Here is a 24,809-nt window from a genome sequence, read left to right on the forward strand (position 1 = left end):
AATCATCTAAAATTAAGAAGCCCATTATGGAAACAATTAATATTAAGGTTGATCAAGAAATCGCTAAAGCTTATCGGGAGTCTGATAGTAAAAAGCAAGAACAAATAAGTACAATTATTAAACTATTTTTGAATAAGGATTTTTCTCAAAAAAGTCTTAGTGAAGTAATGGAAGAAATCGCTGACCAAGCAGAAAAACGAGGCTTGACTCCTGAAATTTTAGAAAATATTTTAAATGATGAATTATAAACGTTTTGTGATCGATACTAATGTCTTAGTCAGTGCATTACTGATTAAAAAATCTTCTGCTTTTAAAGTTATTAAAATAGTAGAAAATATTGGAATTACTCTATATTCTGAGCAAACATTAGACGAAATAACCCAAGTTTTACAAAGAAAGAAGTTTGATAAATATCTCACCATAGAAGAAAGACAAGAGTTTATTCTTAAATTTATAGAAAAATCAGAATTAGTTACAGTCACAGACTCTATTAATATTTGTCGAGACTCAAAAGATAATCAATTTTTAGAATTGGCTGTAAGTGGTAAAGCTAATTGTATAATAACAGGAGATGAAGATTTATTGATCTTAAATCCTTTTAGAAGCATTCCTATTATTACTGTTAACCACTTCTTGAAACTTTATGATGAGTAACCCGATGTCTAACTTCTTATCCCCCCATCAATCATTAAATAAAGCATTCCTCAAAGTTAAACCCACTCGTCAACATTTCGAGCAGTTTAAACGTAATTTAAACCAATTACTAGATAATATCAAGGACACAGAATCAGAAGAATATAATAAAAATTTACTGCGAGACTTTCTCAAAGATACTTATTATCAAGATAATTATTTTATTAATACTAAATTTAGTAATGATTTAGTGATTCACACTGATAAAAGTGATACCAGTACAGTTGGGGTTATTATAGAGTGTAAGAAAACCAATAATATCAATGAAATGCCAAATTTAGAGCAGCTTAATGTCAAAGCATTACAGCAGTTGGTTTTATATTTCTTTCGAGAAAGAATTACAGGAAATAATATTCATGTCAAACATTTAATTATTACTAATGTTTATGAGTGGTTCATTTTTGATGCACAAGAGTTTGAAAAATTATTTTATGATGATAAAGCTTTAGTTAAACAGTTTAATGAGTTTATCGATAAAAAGTTAAGCGGTACAAGTACGGACTTTTTCTATAAAGATATTGCTAAACCTGCTATCAGTGAAAAAGAAAAAGAATTAAAATTTGTTTATGTTAATCTACGGGAAGGTATAGACAATGAGAAACAGTTACGGGACTTATATAAGTTATTCTCTCCTGAACATTTATTAAAGTTACCCTTTCTCAATGATAGTAATAGTTTAGACAAAGAATTTTATAACGAGTTACTATATATTATTGGTTTGATCGAGGTTAAGGAGAAAAATAAGAAGTTAATTAAACGAAATAAAGCAGCAAAAAGAAACAGTGGATCATTAATAGAAAATACAATCACTCAACTACAAGGGTTAGATAAACTCTCAAGAATTAGTGATCTTGAACAGTTTGGAGACGGTACAGACGAACAACTTTTTAATGTTAGTTTAGAGTTGGTGATTACTTGGGTTAACCGTATTCTCTTTTTAAAGTTATTAGAAGCACAACTTATTAATTATCATCAAGGAGATAAGTCATTTGCTTTTTTAAGTTTAGAGAAGATTAAAGACTATTCTGACTTAAATTTTCTCTTTTTTAATGTCTTAGCTTGCGAAAATAGTCAAAGAAATGATGATATCAAGAAAAATTTTGGTAAGGTTCCCTATCTCAATAGTTCTTTATTTGAACCAACAAACTTAGAACACGAAACCATTGTTATTAGTAATCTTCAACAAGAAAATTTACCTATTTTTTCGGGGACAGTATTAAAAGATAAGGCAGGAAAAAAACGCACAGGAAACTTAAATGCACTACAATATTTATTTGAGTTTTTAGATGCTTATGATTTTAGTAGTGAGGGTTCCGAAGCAATACAGGAAGATAATAAACGGTTAATTAATGCGTCGGTTTTGGGTTTAATTTTTGAGAAGATAAACGGTTATAAAGATGGTTCATTTTTTACTCCTGGTTTCATCACTATGTATATGTGTCGAGAAACCATAAGACGGGGAGTTGTTGACAAGTTTAATGAGGTGAAAAAATGGAACTGTAACACCATTAATGATCTTTATAATAGGATTGATGATAAAGCAGAAGCAAACGAGATTATAAATAGTCTAAAAATTTGTGACCCTGCGGTGGGTTCCGGTCATTTTTTGGTGTCTGCTTTGAATGAAATTATTGCAATAAAAAGTGAATTGAAAATATTACAAGATAAAGAGGGTAAGACTTTACGAGACTATAGGATAGAAGTGGTTAATGATGAGTTAGTCATTGAAGATGATAACGAAAGTTTGTTTGAATATAATCCTAAGAATAAGGAAAGTCAACGGGTACAAGAAACTTTATTTCATGAGAAACAGACTATTATCGAAAATTGTTTATTTGGGGTAGATATTAATCCCAACTCGGTTAAAATTTGTCGGTTACGGTTATGGATAGAGTTATTGAAAAATGCTTATTATAAAGGGTAAAATGAGTTAGAAACTTTACCTAATATTGACATTAATATTAAATGCGGTAATTCTTTAATTAGTCGTTTTCCTTTAGATTCAGATTTAAAAGTAGCATTGAGTAAGAGTAAGTCAGACATTAATACTTATCAAAATGCTGTACAAACTTATCGCAGTGCAAAAAGTAAGCAAGAAAAGCGAGAAATGGAAGGATTGATTACAAAAATAAAGGAGAATTTTAAAACAACTTTATATGGTACTGATCCTAAAAAGGTTAAACTGAGAAAGTTAGAATCTGATTTATATTTATTACAGAATCAAACTGCATTATTTGAAGAAACAAAGACAGAGAAGAAAAAGAAAGAAAAGAAGATGACCAAGTTACAAAATGACATAGATAAGTTAACCGTTGAGTTAGAAGAGATAGAAAGCGGTAAGTTATATCAAAATGCGTTTGAATGGCGTTTTGAATTTCCAGAAGTGTTAAATAATAAAGGTGATTTTGTTGGTTTTGATATCATTATTGGTAATCCTCCTTATATTCGTCAAGAAGAAATTAAAGCGTTTAAACCTTATTTGAAACAACAATATAGCTGTTACACAGGAGTTGCTGATTTATTCGTTTATTTCTATGAAAAAGCTTATAATATTCTCAAGAAACAAGGGATATTAACTTATATTTCTTCTAATAAATACTTTCGCTCAGGATATGGGGAAAAATTGCGCTCATTTTTAACAACAAACACCACTATTCATACTTTAATAGACTTTGGTGATGCACCAGTATTTGAAGAAGCGATCGCTTATCCTAGTATCATCGTAACACAAGCTGAAACCTTGTTAAAAGAAAGTCAAACTATTAATGTTTTAAACTGGAAAACAGATAATTCTATTGATGATTTTGTGACTATTTTAGATCAAGATAGTTTTACTCTACAGCAACAAGATTTAATGTCAGAAGGATGGAGGTTAGAATCTTCAGACGTTTTACAGTTATTAAATAAGTTGAGAAATGCAGGAATACCATTAGGGGAATATGTTGACGGGAGGTTTTATTATGGTATTAAAACAGGGTTTAATGAAGCTTTTGTTATTAACAAAGAAACTAGAAATAGATTAATTACTGAACATTCTTCTTCCGCAGAGGTTTTAAAACCGTTTTTAAGAGGAAGAGATGTTAAACGATGGGTTATTAATAATCCTGAGTTATGGTTAATTTTTATTCCTTGGCATTTTCCACTACATGAAGATAATAGTATTGTTGGTGCTTCTATGCAAGCAGAAGAAGCATTTCAATATCAATATCCTGCTATTTATAATCATCTTTATCAGTTTAAAGATAAACTATCAGCTAGAAATAAAGCAGAAACAGGTATTAGATATGAATGGTATGCTTTACAAAGATATGCAGCAAGTTATTATAGTGAATTTGAAAATAACAAAATAATATATCCTAATATTTGCAAACAAAATGAATTTGCTTGGGATGAACATAATTATTTAGTTAATCAAAAAGCATTTATTATCTCTAGTGATTCAAAATATTTATTAGGAGTTTTAAATTCAAATGTTGTTATGTGGTTATTTACTCAATTATTAGCAAAATTACAAAATGATTTTTATGAACCCAGTAGAATCTTTATGAAACATTTTCCTATCCCAAAAGCAACAAATAAGCAAGACACTGAGATTACAGAAATAGTCAATAAAATAATCAAAATAAAAAATAATAACCCTGATACAGATGTCAGTCACTTAGAGTCAGAAATAGATAAAATAGTCTATGAATTATATGGATTAACCCCCGAAGAGATTGCTATAGTAGACGGTGGTTTAACAAAATAAGCAAAATCAAAGACAAATTAACAAAAAATGCTTATAATAGATAATAAAAGCTAAAAAACATCATGAGTAAAATAGTCAGTCTTACCATTCCCGATAACTTATATGAAACCATAACTAAAATTGCCAAAAATAAAGGTCAAACCTCAGAAAGCTTAATTATGGAATGTGTAGAAAACTCATTCGTTTCTCTAGAGAATGACCCCTTAGAACCCTTCATTGGTATAATTGATAGTCAAGGGTCAGATTGGTCTGAAAAACACGATCAATATTTAGGACAAGCAGTATTAGATAACAATAATAATCAATAAATGACACCTATTTTTGCTGATACGTCTGGTTGGGCAAATATTTTAGATCGTTCTCAACCATTGCACCCTCTAGCTGTACAATTATATCAAATAGCTCGTCAAAATGGGCAGAAGATAATCACAACTAACTATATTATTACTGAATTAGTTGCATTATTGACAAGTCCTTTACGCATTCCTAGAAAAACAACAATTTCCTTGATTCAAAGTCTTAAGTCATCACCCTATATAGAAGTCATTCATATTAGTAGTGACTTAGATACAAAAGCATGGGAACTATTGATAAATCGTGTCGATAAAGAGTGGAGTTTAGTAGATTGTTCTAGTTTTGTACTTATGCAAGAAATGAAACTTTCTGAAGCATTAACAACTGATCATCATTTTGAACAAGCTGGATTTATTCGTTTACTCAAATAACTGCAATGTTGTTGGGACTGTTTCATCTCGTCTCTTCTATTACTTAAAAACAGAGGTTACAAGCGCACACCTTTCCCATTCTGTATAGAATATCATGTCAAGTCAACCGAAAGCAAGCATTTTTAACATTAATTTATCATCAATCTTGCCTAGCTGTTGCGCTATAGTATTATGAACCCATCATCCCTAAAGTTGCCAAAACAAACAGCGATCGCCCACAATAACGAATATGATAAATTGTAGTTACAGAGGAAATAGTGTCAATATGATGAAAATCTCAGAAATCGCATCAGAAAAAATAGATACACTCCCCCTTGATAAACAACAACAAGTTTTAGACTTTATCGAGTTTATACAATCAAAAATAGAACCTGAAACAATGGATAATTCAGTAAAAACAAATAAAAAACAACAAAAAACAGTTCTAGAAAAAATCGGAGGTTATCCTAACTTTTTACTAGAAAGTTCTGGAAATTTATCAGATAGAGATATTCGTAAAAAAATAATAGCAGATAAAATCAAAGAAAAACACCAAAAAAGACATAAATAAAAATAATGAATAACTATCCTTTTATTTTAATAGATACAGGAATTATAGTTGCTTTTTATGATATTCAAGATTATTATCATCAACAAGTTCTGGATTTTTTTAACACTTGTAACAGTCAACTAATTACTACTATTGCTTGTGTCACAGAAGTTATGTGGTTACTATCACCTAATATTCAAGTACAAAATGAGTTTTTACTAGCATTAGAAAAAGAAGCATTTATTTGTGAACATTTACTTCCATCAGATTATCAAAGAATTAGTCAATTTTACTGACTTATCCCTTATTGTCATCTCCGAAAGATTAAACATATCAGAGATTGCTACTTTAGATAAAGACTTTGATGTTTATCGACGTTATCGCAAAAAACCTTTTAATCGAGTATTTTTCCCTCAGCGATAACTCCATAATTGGGGACTGTTTCATTTCTTCTCTTCTTTGACTCACAAACAGAGGTTGTAAGCGAACACCTTTTCCACTATGTAAAGAATATCATGTCAAGTCAACCAAAAGCAAGCATTTTTTACATTAATTTATCATCAGTCTTACCTAACTGTTGCGCTATAGTAAAGTAACTAAGGTCAACAAAATAGAGATAATAATCATGATTGAAGACTCTTATAAAATAAATGTTGTCATCGAAAAAGATGAATATGGTTATTACGCATATTGTCCACAACTAGAAGGGTGTCAAACCCAAGGAGACACCATAGAAGAAGTTAAAACTAATATAACTGAAGCAATAGAACTTTATTTATCCACTTTGTCCGAGGAAGAAAAAACAGAAAGATTAAGTCAAGAAATTATAACAATGACGATGGAGGTAAAAGTTGCCTAAACTTCCCAGATTAACTGCAAAAGAAGCTGAAAAACTGTTGTTAGATGCAGGTTTTGTCCAAATAAGAAGTCAAGGAAGTCATCGGATCTATTTTAAAGACAATATCAGAGTTGTTATCCCTTTTCATTCAGGAAAAATATTACACCCCAAAATTGTTAAGCAAGTCTTAAATGCAATTGAAAATTCTTGAGTTTGGGTACTGTTTTATTTCTTCTCTTCCTTGACTCACAAACAGAGTTTGTAAGCGCACACTTTTTCCACCATGCAAAGAATATCATGTCAAGTCAAGCAAAAGCAAGCATTTTTAACATTAATTTATCATCAGTCTTGCCCAACTATTGCGCAATAGTTTGATATTGAAACAGAAAAGACATAAATCACGTCTTATGTAGCCTATGACCATCAGATAAGTCATCTATTAATCATCGAACCCTGGTCATTGTCAGCATCATCATCGAAAATTAATCAATTAATCATCTAAGCTATATATAAAATTATGTGTGGAATTGTGGGCTATATTGGCACAAAAACAGCAACCGATGTCTTAATCGACGGTTTAGAACGACTAGAATACAGAGGCTATGACTCAGCCGGTATTGCTACAGTATTAGAAGGTAATATCCACTGTACTCGAGCCAAAGGCAAACTCTATAACCTTCGAGAAAAATTAGAACGAGAAGTCAACCCCTCGCAAATGGGTATTGGTCACACCCGTTGGGCCACCCACGGTAAACCCGAAGAACATAACGCCCACCCTCATCGTGATAATAGCCAAAGATTGGCCGTTGTGCAGAACGGTATTATCGAAAATCATCAAGAATTAAGGGAGGAATTAATTAATAATGGGTGTGAGTTTGCCTCCGAAACCGATACAGAAGTAATACCCCATTTAATCGCCCAATATCTACCCGAAACCTTCGATTATGATGGCTTATTAGAAGCTGTCCAAAAAGCGATCCATCGTCTCAATGGGTCCTTTGCGATCGCCGTTATTTGTGCAGATTACCCCGATGAAATCATTGTCGCACGACATCAAGCACCCTTAATTATTGGCTTTGGCCAAGGGGAATTTTTCTGCGCTTCCGACGTGACTGCAGTAGTCCCTCATACCCATGCAGTTTTATCCCTGGAAAACGGTGAAATTGCCCGTTTAACCCCCCTCGGCGTAGAAGTTTACGATTTTGACCTAAAACGTCTGAGAAAGCTACCTAGAACCCTCGACTGGAACTTTACTACTGTTGAAAAACAAGGGTTTCGTCACTTCATGCTCAAAGAAATATATGAGCAACCTTCCGTGGTTAGAAGTTGTTTAGAAACCTATTTAGATGCGAGTTGGAGTGTTGAAAAAGCAGAAGAAAAAAGCCCTATTAATTTAGGTTTAGCCGGTGAACTTTGTGACAACGTAGATTATATTCAAATTGTTGCTTGTGGGACCAGTTGGAATGCTAGTATGGTAGGTAAATATTTGCTGGAACAGTTAGCAGGTATTCCCACAATGGTACAGTATGCTTCAGAGTTTCGTTATTCTCCTGCACCGATGTTAAGAAATACCCTAACTATTGGTGTAACACAGTCAGGAGAAACCGCCGATACTTTAGCTGCATTAGAGATGGAAAAACAGCGCAGAATGGGCTTAGAATCTCCATACAATGCACGAATTTTAGGCATTACTAACCGTCCCGAAAGTACCCTTGCTCACATGGTAGATAGGATTATTAATACTCAAGCAGGGATTGAGATTGGAGTTGCTGCAACTAAGAGTTTTATTGCACAATTAATGGGCTTTTATTGCTTAGGAATAGAGTTAGCTTATCGTCGTAAACATTTAAGTTTCGATAAGTTAGAAAGTTTAGTTAAAGGGTTAAGAGAATTACCCAATCAAATCGAACTAATTTTAAGCCAACAAGAAAAACAAATCGAAGAATTAGCACACGAATTTATTGATACTCAAGACTTTATTTTCTTAGGCAGAGGGATTAATTTTCCTATTGCTTTAGAAGGGGCATTAAAATTAAAAGAAATCAGTTATATTCATGCAGAAGGCTATCCAGCAGGGGAAATGAAACACGGTCCCATTGCTTTATTAGATTCTAAAGTTCCTGTAGTTGCTATTGCCATGCCAGGAGATGTTCATGATAAAGTATTATCCAATGCACAAGAAGCAAAAGCCAGGGATGCAAGGTTAATTGGGGTTACTCCTGTTGATGATAATGAGGCGAGAGCAACCTTTGATGACTTGTTATTTGTTCCCCATGTAGATGAACTTTTATCTCCCATTATTGCCGTCATTCCCTTACAATTATTAGCCTATCATATTGCTGCAAGAAGAGGGTTAGATGTCGATCAACCTCGGAATTTAGCTAAGAGTGTTACAGTGGAATAATAAAGCTATTTTATTATTTCATTGTATTCATTTAAATCGTCTTGGGGAAGTTGTCTTATCTCTTTAAAGATATCATCAACTGACTGATTTTCTAACCATTGATGACGTTCTTTTGTATAGTCACCTTCTCCCGATTTTAAATATTGAATAAAACACAGGGTATCAACAACTCCTAGAGAGTCGATTAAAGCTTGATACCCTTTTTTGATAACTTCAGATTGAGTTTTCATCGTTAATTTTCTGAATGTTTAATGCTACGATTTAACCTAATTGCCCAATAAAAAATCATTAACCTTCACAATATTAATTGATTGAAAGGGATGTAAAATTAATAAGTCTTGATCACCTATAATGATAGATTCTGCTCGACCATTAACCGCTAATTCTAGATATTTATTATCTTTAGGATCTCGACAAATATCGGTAACAAAACTCATCTCTAGAATAAATTAAACGGTTTGAGATAAATCCAACAAAAATTGTCGTCGTTCTTCAAAGGTAATATATTGGTCAAATTTAGGACGAAATAAGACAGTTTCTAGTTCTTGCCAAGTAGCAGGGGATACGATAATAATTCCTAGTTTTTGAGCTTTTTTTAAAGCCTTATAAGGTTTACTATTGGTGGATAACACTGAACTGATAATGATATTAGTATCCAAAACAAATCGTCTATTCATCTTCATTTAAAAGAGATTCTAATATTTCTGGTGTTAATCCCCTCTCTTTCGTTTTTTGTCCAATAGTATCCATTGTTTTATATAATTTATCTAGGGATTCTTGTCTCGATATGGTTGAAGATTGAAGGTAAAAGGCAATTTTTGCCTCTATTTTATGCCGTTCTTCTTCGGTTGCATTCCAGTAATTTTCAGCAACATCTAAGGGAACTTTTATGTAAATTTCTGCTTGATTATTAATCATAATTATATTTCCTTTAGATCGTCTAATACATCTTACTCAATATATTATACTAAATTGTGTACAGATTTTTTTCTAATGTGATCGCTGTTTATGACCGTAACTGAGCTTGATCTACAATCTTATCTAAAACTTGTTGAAATTGTTAAAGATATTCCTAAACAAGATTTTTGGACAGCTTATGATGCAGAAGCAGATGTTCTTTATATCAATTTTCATCAACCTGCTTTACCTGCTGATGATAGCGAGTTAACTGATGATGATATTATTATTCGTTATCAAAGAAATGAAATTATTGGATTAAGTATTCTTAATGTTAGGACACAATAGATTATCGGTGTTGGGTTTCGTTTCTCAACCCAACCTACAAGATCAGCGATCGCACTATCAGATGGAAAATTAAATGATGACGCGTGCAAGAATTTGAATGATATATGGAGGGAAGAATCGGAAAATAGATTAATTATGAACTTTTAGCCGAAGCTTTTTAGCCATTATAATTATCAATAGTTCAGAAATTTGAGCGAAGGTTAAATTTGTTTTCACAAAGGTTCATGAATTTTAGAAGCAGTGGAACATTTATTAGGGATTTTCTACGATATGGCAATGGGTTTGTCATCGTCTCGGCTGTAGTATACACTCTGCTCTTCTACTCTTTGGCAGAATGTGAGCCGGATAGTGTGGTTCTCGTCCTGACTGGTCTATTAGGGTTTTTGACTTACAGTTATGACCGTATGCACGATTTAGATGAGGAATCAGATATCATCAATGCGCCACAACGGACTAATTGGTTGCGAACGCATTATACTTTCATGGTTTACTCGTGTGCGATCGCAGTGGTTATCAGTTTCATCGCAATGCTGTTACGACCAGCGGCAATCTTTCCTATTATGAGTACCATCGGACTCGCATTTGCCTATAGTCTGCCAATTCTTCCCAATGGTAGAAGCCTTAAAAAAATACCAGGGGTTAAAACGGCTCTTATAGTCGTCCTCTGGGTCATTCTTACCTTTATTGTGCCAATGACAGTAAGTGGTGTCCATTGGAGCTTCCGAATCATCGGAGGAATGCTCTATGAGAGTCTCATGATAGCATCAATTGCCAATCTCAATGACATCAGAGATGCACAAGGTGATCGTGTTGCCGGTGTTCCCACAATTCCAGTGATTTTTGGTGTGAGGATAGCCTTCTTTTTCTCCCTGTTTACTATTCTTGCTGCGACAATGGTAGCAGGGATTTTAGGAAATTGGGTGCTGATAATGTTAAGTGTTACAAGCACAATTGGGCTATTGTTCAACAGTAGTAAGGTTTTAGAAATACTGCGTTAGATTAATAGTTCCATCGGTGTCTGGGTAAGGATTCTAGAATTCAGAAATTACAAGGTTTTTCTAACTTGGATAAAAGTGCGATCGCTGATCTTGTAGGTTGGGTTTCGTTCCTCAACCCAACAAATACCTATATCATACGCTGAAATTTTGCTTCTAATTGAGCAATAACAACTTCACCATCAACCTTATCGACCCTTTTTAATTGTTCTAAACCTTTGAGAAAATAGAAATAGTAGCAGGTGGACTTAGTATCATTTTCGTGTATCAATTTGAATTTGTACTGCATTAGGTTGCAGTTTAATATCAATTACCCCTATGAAATCGGTGATTATAGCAGTTAAGATAATAAGAGTTACAAATGAAATCGCAATAACACTAATTACGGTTACGTTGGGTACTTTTGAAAATAAACGGGTCTTGTTTCGGTCACACATAATGTTATTCTCTACTAAGATATTTCATTTAATTGCTTATTTTTGTTATAAATGATTTTGATATATGGTTGGGTTGAATTAAGTAGAAAAATAAATATAGCAGTTCCCATACTTGTGAGGTACACAGTTTTCTAGTTTTAGGAGTTCGGAGTTCGGAGTTCGGAGTTCGGAGGCGCGATATTAGGTGTACCTCATTAGTCCGGGAAACGCTATAAGAAATTATGAACTATTAACTATACCTACTTTATCTTTCATCCCTTCGTAGAATTAAGTAGAATTTAGTAGAATCGCTATTGACGAAATAAATTATGATAGTTAGCATAAAAATAGTTAACAGTTATTGATTATTTTTAGGGGAGAATTAACTTATGGATAAATATGATGAAAAAGCGTTCCTTAACGATATGGTTATAGAATTTAATTTTTCAGGTAAGATAGAATTAACGTTTATTCAACGGTTATTATCTAATAATTCTGACCTTAATAATAAACAGTTAGCAGAGGTTTTAGAACGTGAGTTAACGGATAATGGTAAGCTAAAATCACCACCTGAAGTTATTTTCAGAGACAGTTGGCGTAATGGTATTTTCCCCAAGCTAAAAGATGAGGGTTATCAAGGGGAAAATAAATGGCAAGAAGCTAGACAATGGTTAATTAATACTAAGTATCCTATCTGGAAAAATCAACAAGTTTCGTCTTTAAATTTGTTAGATTCTTGGCGATGGTTACAAGAAAAAGCAGAGAATAGGAGGGTAATTAATCCTATTATTTTGAAACAACCTCCCCTAAGTGAGTTAGCTATTGGGGGATGGGAAAAAAAGGAAAACCCTATTAAGCAAATTCCCCTTAATAGTTTGATTCACTATCAAATTCAGTTATCTCAAGGGGGTTATTTACTGTTTTTAGAAAAGTTTAGTAACAGTACGGATATATATTGTTTATGTCCGTCTTGTGTGAGTCCATCGTTTGAGTTTGATACAGGGGAGGTTATTCTACCTCAGAAAACAAAGTATAGCAATAGACAGGCTAGTTAGGACACATAAATTATATTTTAAGGGAACAGGGAACAGGGAACAGGGAACAGAAAAATGTCCTAATAGCTTTGGCGACTGCTATATTATTCTAAAGATCATTTTACCGTTGAAGGGTCAACCGGTATTGAAGAGGTTTTAGCGGTTATTACTCCCGTTAAACCTAAGTTAGACTGGTTACCAACTTTACAAGATAAACCCTTGTCTTTGACGGAGAAGCATTTACAAAGTTTGATAACAATGGTGAATATGCAATCGGAAACACAGGTTTTCTGGACAAGATACCAAATTGTTTAACCGTCTCACTCCCCTCACCCTTAACACTCTTCTATAATCAATTAGTACAACTGATAACTGATAACTGATAACTATTTACTGTAAGGACAATCCCTATGAACGAACAACAAATTAATCAATACACCCAACTTATAGGTTTATTCCTCTACTGTAACAATGAGGAAGAAATGGAAAAAATCTTACAAGATAATGCTGCAATTATTGATAAGGAGTTTATCATCTTTCTGGAAAACTATGCTAAATTCTTCGCTGAACAAGGACAACAGGACACCGCAGATAAGTTGACTCAATTAGTCCAATTCTTACAGCAACAGTTAAGCGTTAGTCCCTACCTTAATCTGATTAAGATGCTGCTTAATTGTTCCAACCAAGAGGAGTTGATGGAAACGCTACAAAATAATCAATCTCTGGTGAATGAAACCTTAATCACAGTAATGGAACAATATGCTGAGTTTTTACAACAACAAGGACAAGGAGACAAAGCAGACTTTTTATCTGGGTTATCGCAACATTTCCAACAAGCATTAACTAACCCTTGGGAACAATTAATGCAAAGGGTTACCACTTTATATCAACAGGGAAAATATGAGGAAGCGATACTCATCGCAGAACAAGCGTTACAGGTAGCAATAGGGTTATATGGAGACGAAGATAATAATGTCGCTACCAGTTTAAATAATTTAGCTTTACTTTATCAGTACCAAGGAAGATACACAGAAGCAGAACCCTTATACAAAGATGCTTTAGCTTTAACAAAGAAATTGTTAGGGGATGAACACCCTAATGTCGCTTCCAGTTTAAATAATTTAGCAGCACTTTATTACTCCCAAGGAAGATACACAGAAGCAGAACCCTTATACAAAGATGCTTTAGCTTTAACAAAGAAATTGTTAGGGGATGAACACCCTAATGTCGCTACCAGTTTAAATAATTTAGCAGCACTTTATCGTGACCAAGGAAGATACACAGAAGCAGAACCCTTATTCAAAGATGCTTTAGCTTTAAGGAAGAAATTGTTAGGGGATGAACATCCTTCTGTTGCAGAAAGTTTAAATAATTTAGCTGAACTTTATCGTTCCCAAGGAAGATATACAGAAGCAGAACCCTTATTCAAAGATGCTTTAGCTTTAAGGAAGAAATTGTTAGGGGATGAACACCCTGATGTCGCTACCAGTTTCAATAATTTAGCTGAACTTTATCGTTACCAAGGAAGATACACAGAAGCAGAACCCTTATACAAGGATGCTTTAGCTTTATTGAAGAAATTGTTAGGGGATGAACACCCTGATGTCGCTACCAGTTTCAATAATTTAGCTTTACTTTATCAGTCCCAAGGAAGATACACAGAAGCAGAACCCTTATACAAGGATGCTTTAGCTTTAAGGAAGAAATTGTTAGGGGATGAACACCCTGATGTCGCTTCCAGTTTAAATAATTTAGCAGCACTTTATTACTCCCAAGGAAGATACACAGAAGCAGAACCCTTATGCAAAGATGCTTTAGCTTTATACAAGAAATTGTTAGGGAAAGAACACCCTGATGTCGCTACCAGTTTCAATAATTTAGCTTTACTTTATTACTCCCAAGGAAAAGTAGAAACCGCTTTAACTTATTTCCTCCATTCCTTAGCAGTGGAAGAGAAAATTATCCAACGGGTTTTCACCTCTAGTTCCGAAAGTCAACGCATCCAACATATTAACCAAAATCGTTTCACCTTAGATGCTTATTTATCCTTAGTAACCACTTATTTTAATGGGGAAGAAAAGAGTAACATTCAAACCGCATTAACCACCGTCTTAAACCGTAAATGTTTAACCCTTGCTGCACAAGCAACCCAAAACTTCGCCGTTTATCGCGGTAACTATAGCCATCTTCTCCCCACTTTCCAAGAACTCCAACAAGTCAGTAAAGAGATTATTGATGCGTCCTACTCTCCCTATTCACCCGAATATAAACCCCGTTTAACCAAACTGCAAAACCGCTATGACGACATAGAAAGACAACTCGCCAAACAAATACCCGAAATGGCTTTAAAAGAACAAAAAGTCACCTGTGAACAACTCGCCAACGCCTTACCTGATAACAGTTTTCTGGTAGAGTTTATTTACATTAACTACCGAGACTTTGACCAAGATAAATGGACAGAACCCCGTTATCTCGCTTTCGTCTTACCTGCTGGCCAACCCGACAAAGTAACGATGATAGACTTAGGAAATGCAAATGATATTAACACCTTATTGATAGACTTTTATGTTCAAATTTCCCATTGTCCCATTGAAGTTTATACCCCTGAAAAAACTTCCCATCAAACAGTCTCTACTTATGCAATAGGGTTTGGTAAAGACCCTACCCCAACCCATCAAAATAGAGGGTTATTGTTAAGCGAAAAGTTATGGAAACCTATTAACCACTGCGTGGAAGTCAAAAGTCAAAAATCAAAAGTCACAAATTCCCCTGAAACAGACACCAAACCCCGTTTATTCATCGCAGCAGACCACGCATTAAACCTGATACCCTTTGAAGTCTTACCCCTAGATGAAACCCAAAAACTAAGAGACATTTATTCTATCTCCTACCTAACTACTGGACGAGATATTTTACGCAAACAAATTAAAACCAACCGAACCCCATCTGAACCCTTAATTATTGCAGACCCAGACTATAATTTAGAAGTCGGAAGTATGAAGTCAGAAATAGGTAGTTCTTCTCTGACAAATTCTGGTGAACTTAATACTTTCTTATCCACTTTAGATGATAGTGAAAAAGGACTTAAACGTGCTGAAGGAACAGACATCTTAGCCAAAGAAGTAGCCACCTATTACAACGTCACCCCCTACTTAGATAAAAACGCCTTAACCAGTCACTTAACCCCCGAAAAATGTCCCCTTGTTTTACTAATTGGAACACATGGAGTCTTCTTTTCTCCTCCTAAAGAACCCCCTTCCAACCTCCGATTTCATACTTCCGACTTTACCCAAGACCGCTTTCAACAAAACATTAACCCTGACCCCATGTTAACCTCAGTTTTAGCCTTCGCAGGTGCAAATACATGGCGCAAAGGGGGACAAATTCCCAACGAAGCAGGAACGGGTCATTTATTAGCAAAAGATGTCGCTGGATTAGACTTATGGGAGAATGATTTAACCGTTCTTTGCGCTTGTCAAACAGGAATAGGAAACGTCAACGCAGGAGAAGGAATCTTCGGTTTAAGACGTGCTTTTGTTGTTGCTGGAACAAAAACCCTTCTAATGAGTTTATGGAGTGTTCCGGCACACGCCACCGTGTTATTATTAACCTTATTCTTCGACAATCGTAAGGCTAGAATGAGTCCCCATCTCGCCTTAGAAAAAGCACAAAACACCATTCAAAACCTCTCCTTAACAGACCTGAAACAAAGCGAAATCGGCAATCAAATAATTCAAGAATTGATTAATATTAAGCGTATTAACATAAATAATACTATTAGTCAAGACACAATTTATCCCCTCTCCCATCCTTACTTTTGGAGTGGATGGATCTGCCAAAACCTGTTAGATTAAATGCAGCTATTAAATTAAGTTTACCTTCCTAAAATTCAGAGTGTAGGTTGGGTTGAGGAACGAAACCCAACAAATACCTATCATTTGATCATTTGGATTATTTGGTTTTATAGCGTTTCTCGGACTCACGAGGTACACCTAACTCCTACCCCCTGCCTCCTGCCTCAAAGCGATAACCTATGTACCTCACAAGTATGAGAAGTGCTATATATTATTTGCACCCTCCTTGACCCAATTTATGGATCATTTTAGGTCATTCATGTCCAATATTATTATCAAAGATTAACCGTTTTTCTGCACCCCACATAACATCATAAACCCCTGCTTCCACATAACGATGAAAACTCGAATATGACCAATCTTTCGGTGCATTTACCAATCCATGATGAACAGGATTATAATGAATATATTCAACATGATTAATAAAGTCTCGATTATCCCTAATTTGATGCTCCCAAAAGCGACGTTGCCAAATTGTTTTTTCTCCCTTTTTTCTCCTTGATAACGTCATATTCCCTTGATAATAAGCCCGACATTTTCTACTAAAATAACTTTTAATTAATCGCCACCGAGTGGAAAAGTTTGCGTCATTTTCGGGTAATGTCCAAAGACAATGAAGATGCTCAGGGAGAATAACAATTGCATCAATTTTAAAGCGATGTTGTTTTATTACATACCTAAACGCTTCCCTTAGCAAATCTATATTTTCCGACTCACCTAAAATGGGACGGCGACGATAAGTAACAAGAGTAAAAAAATAGGTCGCTCCTGGTGTTTTTGCCCGACGATATTGCATATTATAATTAATGAAATGGGTTTTGTTGCTATATTTATATTGTTGGGTTTCGTTCCTCAACCCAACCTACTTTATATAATTAGTGAGTTTATTGGTAGAAATCATAGCATTTTGATGCAAATATATTTAACTAAATTCTAAAAACAAACTAAAGAAACTCATCTCAGTATAAAAACGTAAAACTATAATATTATTGGATACAATTGAAGTAGAAACGTCCTATCTTGAGGTAGGGAAGCCGACGCTGTACAAAGCTATATCAGCGTCGAGAGGAATATTAATAGGTAATTCTATGAAGCTTAGTCCCAGTCTTGTTTTCATCTCTTTAACCACCATAGGACTCGGTTTAATTATGCCTGTAAAGGCTAATGCTCAACTGCGTAATATTGGTCCTAATATTTCCGTTCCCCCTAGACAATGTATTCCTGGGGCAGTCAACTGCGGTGCAGAGATTCACCGCGAAAATATGCGCCATAATCGTCAAATCTATTTTCAGACCCCTGAAAAGATTTTGCAACATTTTCATCGGGAACGCACGGAAAGAGCTTGTTTAGAGAGGACTATGACCACTCCTCCCCCAGCTATTAATACTAACTGTAATCAGTATCTTGATCGCATTGAAACCCTCAATCAACAAGATGCTGTCATTGACCAACGGTTACTTCAACAACAAGAAATTGATCGACTCTATCCCAATGGGAGCAACTTTTAAAATTGATCAAAAAACGGACAAATAGAGGTAAGATTTTTACCTCTTTCTTCCTAATTTCTATTAATAAATATCATTGGTTGTTTGATTAAATAAAGGTTGACTAATGGGCATAACCAAAACCTTATCAACACGATTCCCATCCATGTCCATCACCTCAAACTTTAAACCTTTCCAATTAAAACTATCGGCAGCTTTTGGAATTTTACCTAAATAAGTAATAACAAATCCCCCCAGAGTATGGAAGTTGCCCTGTTTTTCTCCAGGAATCATTTTCAGTCTAAATACTTTTTTAAACTCGTCCACTGCTACGGTTCCATCCATTAACCAAGAACCATCCTCTCGACGTACTATAGAAGGAATAATAGTTTCATCAACGCGAGGAATATCCCCAACGATCGCTTTTAAAATATCATTAATAGTTACTAATCCTTGAATAATCCCGTATTCATCTACTACCAAAGCAATATGATTTCCCGTTTGTTGAAATAATTCTAAGACTTTTAATCCCAACGTACTATCAGGAACTAACAAAGGTTGTCCTAAAGATGCTGTTAAATCAAACTGCTGACAACCTAAACAATTAGATAATAAATTTGTTACATTCACAATACCTAATACTTCCTCTAAACTGCCTTGACAAACCGGAAAACGAGTATGGGTACTATTAATAATTTTCTGACGATTAATCTCAGCCGAATCTTCTAAATTTAACCAAATAATTTCAGGACGAGTTGTCATTAAACTGCGAACCCGACGATCGCCTAATTGCAAAACCCTCTCCACCATCTCATGTTCGACTTCTTCAAACATTCCTGCTTCTTTACCCTGTCTCAACATCACTTTAATTTCTTCTTCAGTAACAGGGGGTTCACTGATGGTGGTAGTAACACCCAATAAAGACAAAATAAAATCCGTAGACACCCCCAATAAATTAACAATTGGAGCAACTAAACGAGAGATATATAACAAGGGAACTGCCATTAATCTAGCAATTCTCTCCGGATTACTCAAAGCTAAACGTTTGGGAACTAATTCTCCGATCACCAGGGATAAATAGGTTAAACAGAGGACAACCAAGGTGATAGAAATGGCTTCACTGTGAACGTTTAACCCAGGAACACGCTGTAAAACCACCGTTAGCTGTGCCGATAGGTTGGCCCCACCATAAACCCCTGCTAAAATACCAATCAAGGTAATACCAATTTGTACCGTCGATAAAATCTGGTTGGGGTCATTAGCTAATTCTAGAGCAATTTTTGCCCGTCGATCGCCTTGGAGACTCATTTGTTCTAAACGAATTTTTCGAGAGGAAACTAGGGCTATCTCCGACAGGGCAAAGATAGCATTTAATAAAATCAACAGAAGGATAACCAGAAGTTCGCTTGCGATCGCAACCATAGACACTTGATCTCAGCTTGGGTTCAAGATAGCTGACCATTTCTAGTATTAACTATTAATCCCCGAAAAACAGGGTGATTCTCAGTTAAATTTTTATGAAGTCCTGACATTTCTCTGAAAAAAAAGTAACAATAGATACAGAAAGTATTTAAAAATTTCTCAACTTTCTCGTCCAACTAGGGAAAGATGGAGAAAAAGCGATCGGAGGAAAATCAATTATGAAACTGTCATTTCGTGGAATCAGCTATAATCATGACCATGTCACCTTAAAAACCACTAACACAGAGTTTGAAGGAACCTATAGGGGTATCCACTGGAAAAATCATCCTTGTACTTCATCTCGTCATGATCATGGAATTAAACGTATGACCTATAGGGGTATCCATTATCTACAAAATTAATTTTTTTATTTTCTAAATTTCTTGGGGAAAGATGAATATGGAATTTTCAGAACGTGGTTTTGTGGAACATAATCAATCAAATGCTTTGGACCTCAGTTATGAAACCGTAATGCAAAGACACAATAGGCAAAAATGGCAATATCAATATCCTAGACATATTAGACCCCATTTTTCTAGTTTATCGAAACAGGAAAAAATGACTAATTATGCTCTTGAATCTCAAGTTATCATTCCCCAAGTTTCAGAAGGTCAAATTTGTCCTATTTCCGCAAAACCTACTGAAAAATTGACTGTTAATGAAGTTAACAAAATTCACTTACAAAACCTTTGTCGAAACTTAGAAAGAAGACTAAAAAACGCCAAATTTAAAAGAGATGAATGGTTAATTAGTTTCTTAGAAAAAAAAGTTGAACAAATGGGCGAATTATGTATTATTTAGTAACTATTCAGCTATCAGCTATCAGCTTAGTTTCTGGATTAACTAAATGCTGAAAACTGAAGGCTGAATGCTTAATTAATTAATTTTTTCTAGCTTCTTGTCTAGCGTTACGCCATGCTTTAAGGGTACGGCCTAAATTTTCAGTAAATTCCTGCCATCCCCATAAACTCCCAACCTGGTTTTCATCCCAAGAGGCGGAAAATATACCATAACTTAATCCTAAGACTCCTAAACCAAATAATCCTAGACTAATTGCACCCACAACAGAATTAGGAATATCTAACAAGTCATGACTAACAACCCAATAGAAAACAAAAAATGAGGACATTCCTAACCCAGTAGGAATACCTGAAAAAATGGCCATACGTTTGATCATTCTTTGACTAACGCTGTCAGGTATAACACTTAAACTGGCATCATCGGAGCGTTTTTTGGTTCTTTGAGAACTTTTAACAGACTTTTTAACAGTTTCTTTGGTTTTCTGTTGTTTCTTCTTTTTTTTCTGACCAGGTTCAAAGGGAAGGGTGTTTCTTGAGGAATTATCTGGCATAAGTTTTAAAATGAAATTATAGATTATAAGGTGTGTTGTTAATCAAAATGTGATTAACAACACACCTGTGTTAATTTTAACCCACTGTAGCGACTATAGCTGTGGTATCTCAAAATATCCTTGTTAGTTCTGTTAGCTATATAATCAACTGCTTATTATTTTCTCATAAAATTTTAAGCCAATATTCTTATAGTTTAGAGTATGTAGTTTTTACGGTAACAGAGGTTTCTAACCTGTACAAGTCCCTCGTTTATGCTACAGTTAATTATTAAGTATTGATAGTCGGATCAATTATGACACCTGTCGATTTTCTCATCATTATTCATCCCGCATTAGCCGTTATTTTTGTTTTTCCTTTGATTGGAATTGTTTCTTATTATTCCTGGCAAACCCGTCAAAGACGTTTAGCTGTTGCTAATAAACAGAAAAGTAAAATACCTCCTATTGTCGGACCAGAACACGTTAAAATAGGCCGTTGGTTATCGAGTGCAGTGGTAGCAGTTACCTTGTTTGGACTCGCTCGTCCCATTGGGGAAAATCTTATTAAAATTGGGACAAATATTATTGAAAATCAGATGTGGTCTGCTAATTTTATACAATTTATAAAATTTGTTTTCCTAATTATTTTCTTAATCTTAATGTTTGTTTTAACGGCTGTTTCTCTCTATTTTCTTCATAATGCTAGAGAAGCAAAATGGCGAGGAACCTTTGCCACTTTAACCAGCATGGGAATTATTATTTTAGGGTGTCAAGATGGGGTGTTTCGTCGGACTAATGAATGGTATGTTTCCCATTATTATTACGGGATAATTGCTTCTTTATTAATGATTATTTCCTTGGCAGTTATTAACGAAATTTATACAGATAAGTCAAACCGTTGGCGAAATGCTCATATTATTCTTAATTGTTTTGCCCTTTTACTATTTATGGGACAGGGTATAACCGGAGCTAGGGATTTACTGGAAATTGGCAAATATAAATTGGGAGGATAAGACAGGGGTAGGGGTGACGGGGTGTAATAAGATAACTCTCCCAGTCTCCCAGTCTCCCAGTCTCCCAGTCTCCGGTGTCTCCCTAACGGATATATTCTTTGAGAATACTATTACGGTTAGGATGACGTAACTTCCGTAACGCTTTGGCTTCGATTTGACGAATGCGTTCACGGGTAACATTGAAAATCTGACCGATTTCCTCTAGGGTTTTCATCCGTCCATCGTCTAAACCATAACGTAACCGTAAAACATCTCTTTCCCGAGGACTTAAAGTATCAAGAACATTCTCTAAATCTTCCCGTAACAGGTTTTTAGAAACCTCATCTTCTGGGGTTTCTCCATCCGCTTCAATAAAATCCCCCAAACGGGAATCTTCTTCTTTTCCGATGGGGGTTTCTAGAGATATGGGGAGTTGTGCTGATTTAGCGATGAAACGTAACTTCTCAATAGTCATTTCCATGCGAGTGGCAATTTCTTCCTCAGTAGGTTTGCGACGCATTTCTTGAGAGAGGAGTTTTGTGGTTTTCTTGATACGGGAAATTGTTTCGTAGAGATGCACAGGAAGGCGAATGGTACGAGACTGATCGGCGATCGCTCTGGTAATAGCTTGACGAATCCACCAAGTGGCATAAGTAGAGAACTTATATCCCTTTTCATGGTCAAATTTTTCCGCCGCGCGAATCAAACCTAAAGAACCTTCTTGTATCAAATCTTGGAAAGATAAACCACGATTCATGTATTTTTTGGCGATGGACACCACCAACCGGAGGTTAGAATGAACCATCTTATCCTTTGCCCTGCGTCCCAGATATAATCGACGCTTAAACTTCGGCAGATAGGCTTTAGACTGTTGTTTCCAGGTCTTTTCTAAGTCCGAGATAATTTCTGCCTTGTTCAACTCAGCAACAATATCAGACCATTTTGGCTCTTTATTTTTTTGAGCGCAAAGCATTTGCTCAATCTGTTCCCATTGAAAAATTCTCTGGCCCCATTGATCGTCATTGGGTTCTTGATCTAATTCTTCCCATAACGCCTCTCTGATGCGCTCAAGTTGCAGTAAATCAGCAATTTTTCGAGCCAGTTCAATTTCTTCTTCTGCTCTTAAAAGTCGAATTCGACCTATTTCTTGTAAATAAACCCGAATTGAATCCTCGGTGTAAGGTTTTTTCTTACTGGGATCTCGACGACGAGAAGCACTTATCTTGCGCGTTTTTTTGGTTTCTGGTTCAACAATATCATTGCTAGATGTGTCTAGGTCTTCGTCCATAAAGAATGGTACTTCTATCTGGGATTCATTAAGGGTTAATAGGTCGTTAGCCTGCGTCATGCCGTTTTCCTCTTGCTCCTTCGATGCAAAATTAGAAGTGATGGTAAATTATCAGTTGATTTAGTTGGATGAGTCTTCACCAACCATTTTCAGGATAGAGTCAATTTTCTTGAATAGTGCGAGATCGTAGAGTTTCTTGGCCATGGGTGTTTGTTCACTCCATTGTCATCAAAACCTAACAATTCTCACTCAAGAAAATGAAATACTTATCCGATTGTAGCCTCGATTACTAAAAATCGGGGACAGTTTTTGCTTTAATGTCATCAAGATTCTGTAAATCTTGACTGAGATCAGCCTAAATCCAGGGTTAAACAGTTTAACTCAGAGTTTAAACCTTATACTATTCTAGGCCGATTTTCTCCCAAACATTAAGTAATGATCAGTTTGGTCGATTAAGCAAAAGTGGTACTTTTGTTTTTTAGAGAGAGTGCAATTTAGTCCTTTTACTCATACGTTAGCAAAGTTTTTCAGCTATCGCTCTCTTTTAATCCAAAAAACAGGGATTAAATATCAAAGTTTGATGACGATCTGTTAAATATAAAATTTTTCTATCAGTTACCAACTAACAGTGACCAGTTACCAGTTAAAATCCACTGTATAACAGGAGAGTTCAGGAAAGGTTGGGATAATTCTCCTCTTTCCCATAAGCTTTGTAGTCTAGTTCCATGATAACCTAATACAATTAACAAAAAAAATGTTTGGTAGTTTGGGTTTTTAATGATTTTTATATAAGGGTTTGATAACTCTTTATTGCTAATAATTTCTTTGATTAAATGGTAAGTTAAAGTCAAAAAGATAATAAAAAAAATAGGTCCAAATAAATTAAATTCGATAGCTTTTGAGAGATTTATTTGAACTATTGCTTTAAATGAGCGAGTTAGTCCCCAACCAGGACAAGGAACTCCCAAATAATATAACAATGGACATCCTGGCAAGGGTATTTTTATGCCCAAACTACTTAAATAGCTGACTAAAATTGGAATAAATAAAACTAATAATTGAATCACCTTTCCTCTTCTTTCTTTAGCAGATAAGCATCTATAATTTTTTGTTTTTTTAGATGTCATTTTCTCAAAAAATAATCTAGTGTCTACTGCTAAACAAGTCCTGACCAAAACAAGTCAAATAAATAATAACAGTCATTAATTGTTGAAAGAAAACTAACTGAATGGTTCTGAGCAAAAAGTTTACTTCAGATTGAGAATAGGCTGCCATTGATCCCCCTGCTAAGATGGCAATTAGAATAAGAAAAATGACCTTTCTATACTTTAATTTCATCATAAATGACCTCGATATAATAATTGAATAACAATTAACCATAAGCGAAATATCCTAAGATAAATACACTAAAACAAGGCAAAAGTAGTAATAGCCAAGGGGATTTGTTTATCTTTTTACAAATGTTCACCCAAGAGATAATTAATTTAACGACAGCAACAATATTAACACAAGGAATACAAGCCAAAATTGTCCATAGGAGGGGATTTTCTTCATCTCCTGCCTGAAAGTTTGCATAGGTTCCCAGAATAGGAATAAAAGCAAACCACGGGTTTTCAACCCCACATTTTTCATAAATTTTAAAACAGAAAAAAGCACTTGCAAAATAGATAATAATAGAAATTATACCGGACAATGCAGAAGAACCATCAGAACCCGATGAGGATTGCGCTAAAATTAAAGGTAACATTATTTTAACTTTTCATTAATTAAGAC

The 24,809-nt window shown here is 34.8% G+C and carries 27 protein-coding genes and 2 pseudogenes; 19 read left to right on the forward strand and 10 right to left on the reverse strand.

What is annotated here, in order from left to right:
* The first annotated feature begins 26 nt into the window (after positions 1–26).
* From QNJ66_RS21185 to glmS, 11 genes and pseudogenes are all read left to right on the forward strand, one after another.
* On the forward strand, positions 27–248 hold the full coding sequence (locus QNJ66_RS21185) for a hypothetical protein (protein WP_300510515.1): 222 nt from the start codon (positions 27–29) through the stop codon (positions 246–248).
* On the forward strand, positions 238–654 hold the full coding sequence (locus QNJ66_RS21190; protein WP_300510574.1) for a putative toxin-antitoxin system toxin component, PIN family: 417 nt from the start codon (positions 238–240) through the stop codon (positions 652–654). Before QNJ66_RS21185 ends, QNJ66_RS21190 begins: the two co-directional genes overlap by 11 nt.
* A gap of 4 nt (positions 655–658) precedes the next feature.
* On the forward strand, positions 659–2,617 hold the full coding sequence (locus tag QNJ66_RS26265; RefSeq protein ID WP_366146304.1) for a hypothetical protein: 1,959 nt from the start codon (positions 659–661) through the stop codon (positions 2,615–2,617).
* A gap of 96 nt (positions 2,618–2,713) precedes the next feature.
* On the forward strand, positions 2,714–4,441 hold the full coding sequence (locus tag QNJ66_RS26270) for a TaqI-like C-terminal specificity domain-containing protein (protein ID WP_366146305.1): 1,728 nt from the start codon (positions 2,714–2,716) through the stop codon (positions 4,439–4,441).
* 62 nt (positions 4,442–4,503) lie between these two features.
* On the forward strand, positions 4,504–4,749 hold the full coding sequence (locus QNJ66_RS21200) for a hypothetical protein (protein WP_300510516.1): 246 nt from the start codon (positions 4,504–4,506) through the stop codon (positions 4,747–4,749).
* Positions 4,750–5,166, forward strand: coding sequence for a PIN domain-containing protein (locus tag QNJ66_RS21205; RefSeq protein ID WP_300510518.1), 417 nt, complete (start codon positions 4,750–4,752; stop codon positions 5,164–5,166). It begins immediately after the preceding gene.
* Positions 5,167–5,431: 265 nt separating this feature from the next.
* Positions 5,432–5,716, forward strand: a complete 285-nt coding sequence (locus tag QNJ66_RS21210; protein WP_300510520.1) for a hypothetical protein — start codon at positions 5,432–5,434, stop codon at positions 5,714–5,716.
* 5 nt (positions 5,717–5,721) lie between these two features.
* Positions 5,722–6,118: pseudogene (locus tag QNJ66_RS21215) on the forward strand (VapC toxin family PIN domain ribonuclease).
* 202 nt (positions 6,119–6,320) lie between these two features.
* Positions 6,321–6,554 (forward strand): type II toxin-antitoxin system HicB family antitoxin, encoded by a 234-nt coding sequence (locus QNJ66_RS21220; protein ID WP_300510522.1) that lies wholly within the window; start codon positions 6,321–6,323, stop codon positions 6,552–6,554.
* Positions 6,547–6,744 carry a type II toxin-antitoxin system HicA family toxin gene (locus tag QNJ66_RS21225; protein WP_300510524.1) on the forward strand — a complete coding sequence of 66 codons (198 nt, stop codon included), beginning with the start codon at positions 6,547–6,549 and terminating at the stop codon, positions 6,742–6,744. The genes QNJ66_RS21220 and QNJ66_RS21225 overlap by 8 nt, the downstream gene beginning before the upstream one ends.
* A 306-nt stretch (positions 6,745–7,050) precedes the next feature.
* Positions 7,051–8,937, forward strand: a complete 1,887-nt coding sequence (gene glmS, locus QNJ66_RS21230; protein WP_300510526.1) for a glutamine--fructose-6-phosphate transaminase (isomerizing) — start codon at positions 7,051–7,053, stop codon at positions 8,935–8,937.
* A gap of 5 nt (positions 8,938–8,942) precedes the next feature.
* On the opposite strand, the gene QNJ66_RS21235 is transcribed toward glmS, so the two are convergent.
* From QNJ66_RS21235 to QNJ66_RS21245, 3 genes and pseudogenes are all read right to left on the reverse strand, one after another.
* Positions 8,943–9,167 carry a hypothetical protein gene (locus tag QNJ66_RS21235; RefSeq protein ID WP_300510528.1) on the reverse strand — a complete coding sequence of 75 codons (225 nt, stop codon included), beginning with the start codon at positions 9,165–9,167 and terminating at the stop codon, positions 8,943–8,945.
* Between the two features lie 36 nt (positions 9,168–9,203).
* Positions 9,204–9,620, reverse strand: a pseudogene (locus tag QNJ66_RS21240) (putative toxin-antitoxin system toxin component, PIN family).
* On the reverse strand, positions 9,607–9,855 hold the full coding sequence (locus tag QNJ66_RS21245; RefSeq protein WP_300510529.1) for a hypothetical protein: 249 nt from the start codon (positions 9,853–9,855) through the stop codon (positions 9,607–9,609). The pseudogene QNJ66_RS21240 and the gene QNJ66_RS21245 overlap by 14 nt, the downstream one beginning before the upstream one ends.
* A 90-nt stretch (positions 9,856–9,945) precedes the next feature.
* Here QNJ66_RS21245 and QNJ66_RS21250 point away from each other — a divergent pair, with 90 nt between their 5' ends.
* Together QNJ66_RS21250 and QNJ66_RS21255 are read left to right on the forward strand one after the other, a co-directional pair.
* Positions 9,946–10,182 (forward strand): DUF2283 domain-containing protein, encoded by a 237-nt coding sequence (locus QNJ66_RS21250; protein WP_300510531.1) that lies wholly within the window; start codon positions 9,946–9,948, stop codon positions 10,180–10,182.
* Positions 10,183–10,406: 224 nt separating this feature from the next.
* The gene (locus tag QNJ66_RS21255; RefSeq protein ID WP_300510533.1) at positions 10,407–11,180 is read left to right on the forward strand and encodes a UbiA family prenyltransferase; all 774 of its coding nucleotides are present in this window, start codon (positions 10,407–10,409) and stop codon (positions 11,178–11,180) included.
* A 127-nt stretch (positions 11,181–11,307) separates the two neighbouring features.
* Here the strand turns inward: QNJ66_RS21255 and QNJ66_RS21260 are convergent, their stop codons facing one another.
* The gene (locus QNJ66_RS21260; protein WP_300510535.1) at positions 11,308–11,466 is read right to left on the reverse strand and encodes a hypothetical protein; all 159 of its coding nucleotides are present in this window, start codon (positions 11,464–11,466) and stop codon (positions 11,308–11,310) included.
* A 516-nt stretch (positions 11,467–11,982) separates the two neighbouring features.
* Between QNJ66_RS21260 and QNJ66_RS21265 the strand changes: the two genes are divergently transcribed.
* Together QNJ66_RS21265 and QNJ66_RS26275 are read left to right on the forward strand one after the other, a co-directional pair.
* A complete protein-coding gene (locus QNJ66_RS21265; protein WP_300510536.1) occupies positions 11,983–12,648 on the forward strand; it encodes a hypothetical protein in 666 nt (221 codons plus the stop codon).
* A gap of 389 nt (positions 12,649–13,037) precedes the next feature.
* The gene (locus QNJ66_RS26275) at positions 13,038–16,481 is read left to right on the forward strand and encodes a CHAT domain-containing tetratricopeptide repeat protein (RefSeq protein ID WP_366146306.1); all 3,444 of its coding nucleotides are present in this window, start codon (positions 13,038–13,040) and stop codon (positions 16,479–16,481) included.
* Between the two features lie 253 nt (positions 16,482–16,734).
* On the opposite strand, the gene QNJ66_RS21280 is transcribed toward QNJ66_RS26275, so the two are convergent.
* Positions 16,735–17,277: a transposase gene (locus QNJ66_RS21280; RefSeq protein ID WP_300510578.1), complete on the reverse strand. Its 543-nt coding sequence runs from the start codon at positions 17,275–17,277 to the stop codon at positions 16,735–16,737.
* Between the two features lie 292 nt (positions 17,278–17,569).
* Here QNJ66_RS21280 and QNJ66_RS21285 point away from each other — a divergent pair, with 292 nt between their 5' ends.
* Complete coding sequence (locus tag QNJ66_RS21285) at positions 17,570–17,989, forward strand: hypothetical protein (RefSeq protein WP_300510538.1); 420 nt, start codon at positions 17,570–17,572, stop codon at positions 17,987–17,989.
* A 60-nt stretch (positions 17,990–18,049) separates the two neighbouring features.
* Here the strand turns inward: QNJ66_RS21285 and QNJ66_RS21290 are convergent, their stop codons facing one another.
* The gene (locus tag QNJ66_RS21290; protein ID WP_300510540.1) at positions 18,050–19,387 is read right to left on the reverse strand and encodes a hemolysin family protein; all 1,338 of its coding nucleotides are present in this window, start codon (positions 19,385–19,387) and stop codon (positions 18,050–18,052) included.
* A gap of 218 nt (positions 19,388–19,605) precedes the next feature.
* Between QNJ66_RS21290 and QNJ66_RS21295 the strand changes: the two genes are divergently transcribed.
* The gene (locus QNJ66_RS21295; protein WP_300510542.1) at positions 19,606–19,788 is read left to right on the forward strand and encodes a DUF4278 domain-containing protein; all 183 of its coding nucleotides are present in this window, start codon (positions 19,606–19,608) and stop codon (positions 19,786–19,788) included.
* A 37-nt stretch (positions 19,789–19,825) separates the two neighbouring features.
* Complete coding sequence (locus tag QNJ66_RS21300) at positions 19,826–20,227, forward strand: hypothetical protein (RefSeq protein WP_300510544.1); 402 nt, start codon at positions 19,826–19,828, stop codon at positions 20,225–20,227.
* A 79-nt stretch (positions 20,228–20,306) separates the two neighbouring features.
* Here QNJ66_RS21300 and QNJ66_RS21305 read toward each other — a convergent pair whose 3' ends face one another.
* A complete protein-coding gene (locus tag QNJ66_RS21305) occupies positions 20,307–20,777 on the reverse strand; it encodes a PAM68 family protein (protein WP_300510546.1) in 471 nt (156 codons plus the stop codon).
* Between the two features lie 293 nt (positions 20,778–21,070).
* Here QNJ66_RS21305 and QNJ66_RS21310 point away from each other — a divergent pair, with 293 nt between their 5' ends.
* Complete coding sequence (locus tag QNJ66_RS21310; protein WP_300510548.1) at positions 21,071–21,769, forward strand: DUF4079 domain-containing protein; 699 nt, start codon at positions 21,071–21,073, stop codon at positions 21,767–21,769.
* Between the two features lie 82 nt (positions 21,770–21,851).
* On the opposite strand, the gene rpoD is transcribed toward QNJ66_RS21310, so the two are convergent.
* The 3 genes from rpoD to QNJ66_RS21325 form a co-directional block, all read right to left on the reverse strand.
* Positions 21,852–23,138 carry an RNA polymerase sigma factor RpoD gene (gene rpoD / locus QNJ66_RS21315; protein WP_300510580.1) on the reverse strand — a complete coding sequence of 429 codons (1,287 nt, stop codon included), beginning with the start codon at positions 23,136–23,138 and terminating at the stop codon, positions 21,852–21,854.
* Positions 23,139–23,647: 509 nt separating this feature from the next.
* Positions 23,648–24,163 carry a DUF2752 domain-containing protein gene (locus QNJ66_RS21320; protein WP_300510550.1) on the reverse strand — a complete coding sequence of 172 codons (516 nt, stop codon included), beginning with the start codon at positions 24,161–24,163 and terminating at the stop codon, positions 23,648–23,650.
* 245 nt (positions 24,164–24,408) lie between these two features.
* Entirely contained in the window at positions 24,409–24,783 is a 375-nt protein-coding gene (locus QNJ66_RS21325; protein WP_300510551.1) for a DUF5684 domain-containing protein, read from the reverse strand.
* Positions 24,784–24,809: the final 26 nt, after the last annotated feature.

It is taken from the genome of Crocosphaera sp. (assembly GCF_030064895.1).
In the GTDB taxonomy this organism is placed as follows: domain Bacteria; phylum Cyanobacteriota; class Cyanobacteriia; order Cyanobacteriales; family Microcystaceae; genus Crocosphaera.

Coding starts and splice junctions, on each gene's coding strand:
- QNJ66_RS21295 (WP_300510542.1), top strand. CDS start 19,606: ATGAAACTGTCATTTCGTGGAATCAGCTATAATCATGACCATGTCACC.
- QNJ66_RS21235 (WP_300510528.1), bottom strand. CDS start 9,167: ATGAAAACTCAATCTGAAGTTATCAAAAAAGGGTATCAAGCTTTAATC.
- QNJ66_RS21300 (WP_300510544.1), top strand. CDS start 19,826: ATGGAATTTTCAGAACGTGGTTTTGTGGAACATAATCAATCAAATGCT.
- QNJ66_RS21220 (WP_300510522.1), top strand. CDS start 6,321: ATGATTGAAGACTCTTATAAAATAAATGTTGTCATCGAAAAAGATGAA.
- QNJ66_RS21255 (WP_300510533.1), top strand. CDS start 10,407: ATGAATTTTAGAAGCAGTGGAACATTTATTAGGGATTTTCTACGATAT.
- QNJ66_RS21190 (WP_300510574.1), top strand. CDS start 238: ATGAATTATAAACGTTTTGTGATCGATACTAATGTCTTAGTCAGTGCA.
- QNJ66_RS21305 (WP_300510546.1), bottom strand. CDS start 20,777: ATGCCAGATAATTCCTCAAGAAACACCCTTCCCTTTGAACCTGGTCAG.
- QNJ66_RS26265 (WP_366146304.1), top strand. CDS start 659: ATGTCTAACTTCTTATCCCCCCATCAATCATTAAATAAAGCATTCCTC.
- QNJ66_RS26275 (WP_366146306.1), top strand. CDS start 13,038: ATGAACGAACAACAAATTAATCAATACACCCAACTTATAGGTTTATTC.
- QNJ66_RS21320 (WP_300510550.1), bottom strand. CDS start 24,163: ATGACATCTAAAAAAACAAAAAATTATAGATGCTTATCTGCTAAAGAA.
- QNJ66_RS21205 (WP_300510518.1), top strand. CDS start 4,750: ATGACACCTATTTTTGCTGATACGTCTGGTTGGGCAAATATTTTAGAT.
- QNJ66_RS21245 (WP_300510529.1), bottom strand. CDS start 9,855: ATGATTAATAATCAAGCAGAAATTTACATAAAAGTTCCCTTAGATGTT.
- QNJ66_RS21200 (WP_300510516.1), top strand. CDS start 4,504: ATGAGTAAAATAGTCAGTCTTACCATTCCCGATAACTTATATGAAACC.
- QNJ66_RS21265 (WP_300510536.1), top strand. CDS start 11,983: ATGGATAAATATGATGAAAAAGCGTTCCTTAACGATATGGTTATAGAA.
- QNJ66_RS21210 (WP_300510520.1), top strand. CDS start 5,432: ATGATGAAAATCTCAGAAATCGCATCAGAAAAAATAGATACACTCCCC.
- QNJ66_RS21285 (WP_300510538.1), top strand. CDS start 17,570: ATGAAGCTTAGTCCCAGTCTTGTTTTCATCTCTTTAACCACCATAGGA.
- QNJ66_RS21310 (WP_300510548.1), top strand. CDS start 21,071: ATGACACCTGTCGATTTTCTCATCATTATTCATCCCGCATTAGCCGTT.
- QNJ66_RS21280 (WP_300510578.1), bottom strand. CDS start 17,277: ATGCAATATCGTCGGGCAAAAACACCAGGAGCGACCTATTTTTTTACT.
- QNJ66_RS21185 (WP_300510515.1), top strand. CDS start 27: ATGGAAACAATTAATATTAAGGTTGATCAAGAAATCGCTAAAGCTTAT.
- QNJ66_RS21290 (WP_300510540.1), bottom strand. CDS start 19,387: ATGGTTGCGATCGCAAGCGAACTTCTGGTTATCCTTCTGTTGATTTTA.
- glmS (WP_300510526.1), top strand. CDS start 7,051: ATGTGTGGAATTGTGGGCTATATTGGCACAAAAACAGCAACCGATGTC.
- QNJ66_RS21325 (WP_300510551.1), bottom strand. CDS start 24,783: ATGTTACCTTTAATTTTAGCGCAATCCTCATCGGGTTCTGATGGTTCT.
- QNJ66_RS21260 (WP_300510535.1), bottom strand. CDS start 11,466: ATGCAGTACAAATTCAAATTGATACACGAAAATGATACTAAGTCCACC.
- QNJ66_RS21250 (WP_300510531.1), top strand. CDS start 9,946: ATGACCGTAACTGAGCTTGATCTACAATCTTATCTAAAACTTGTTGAA.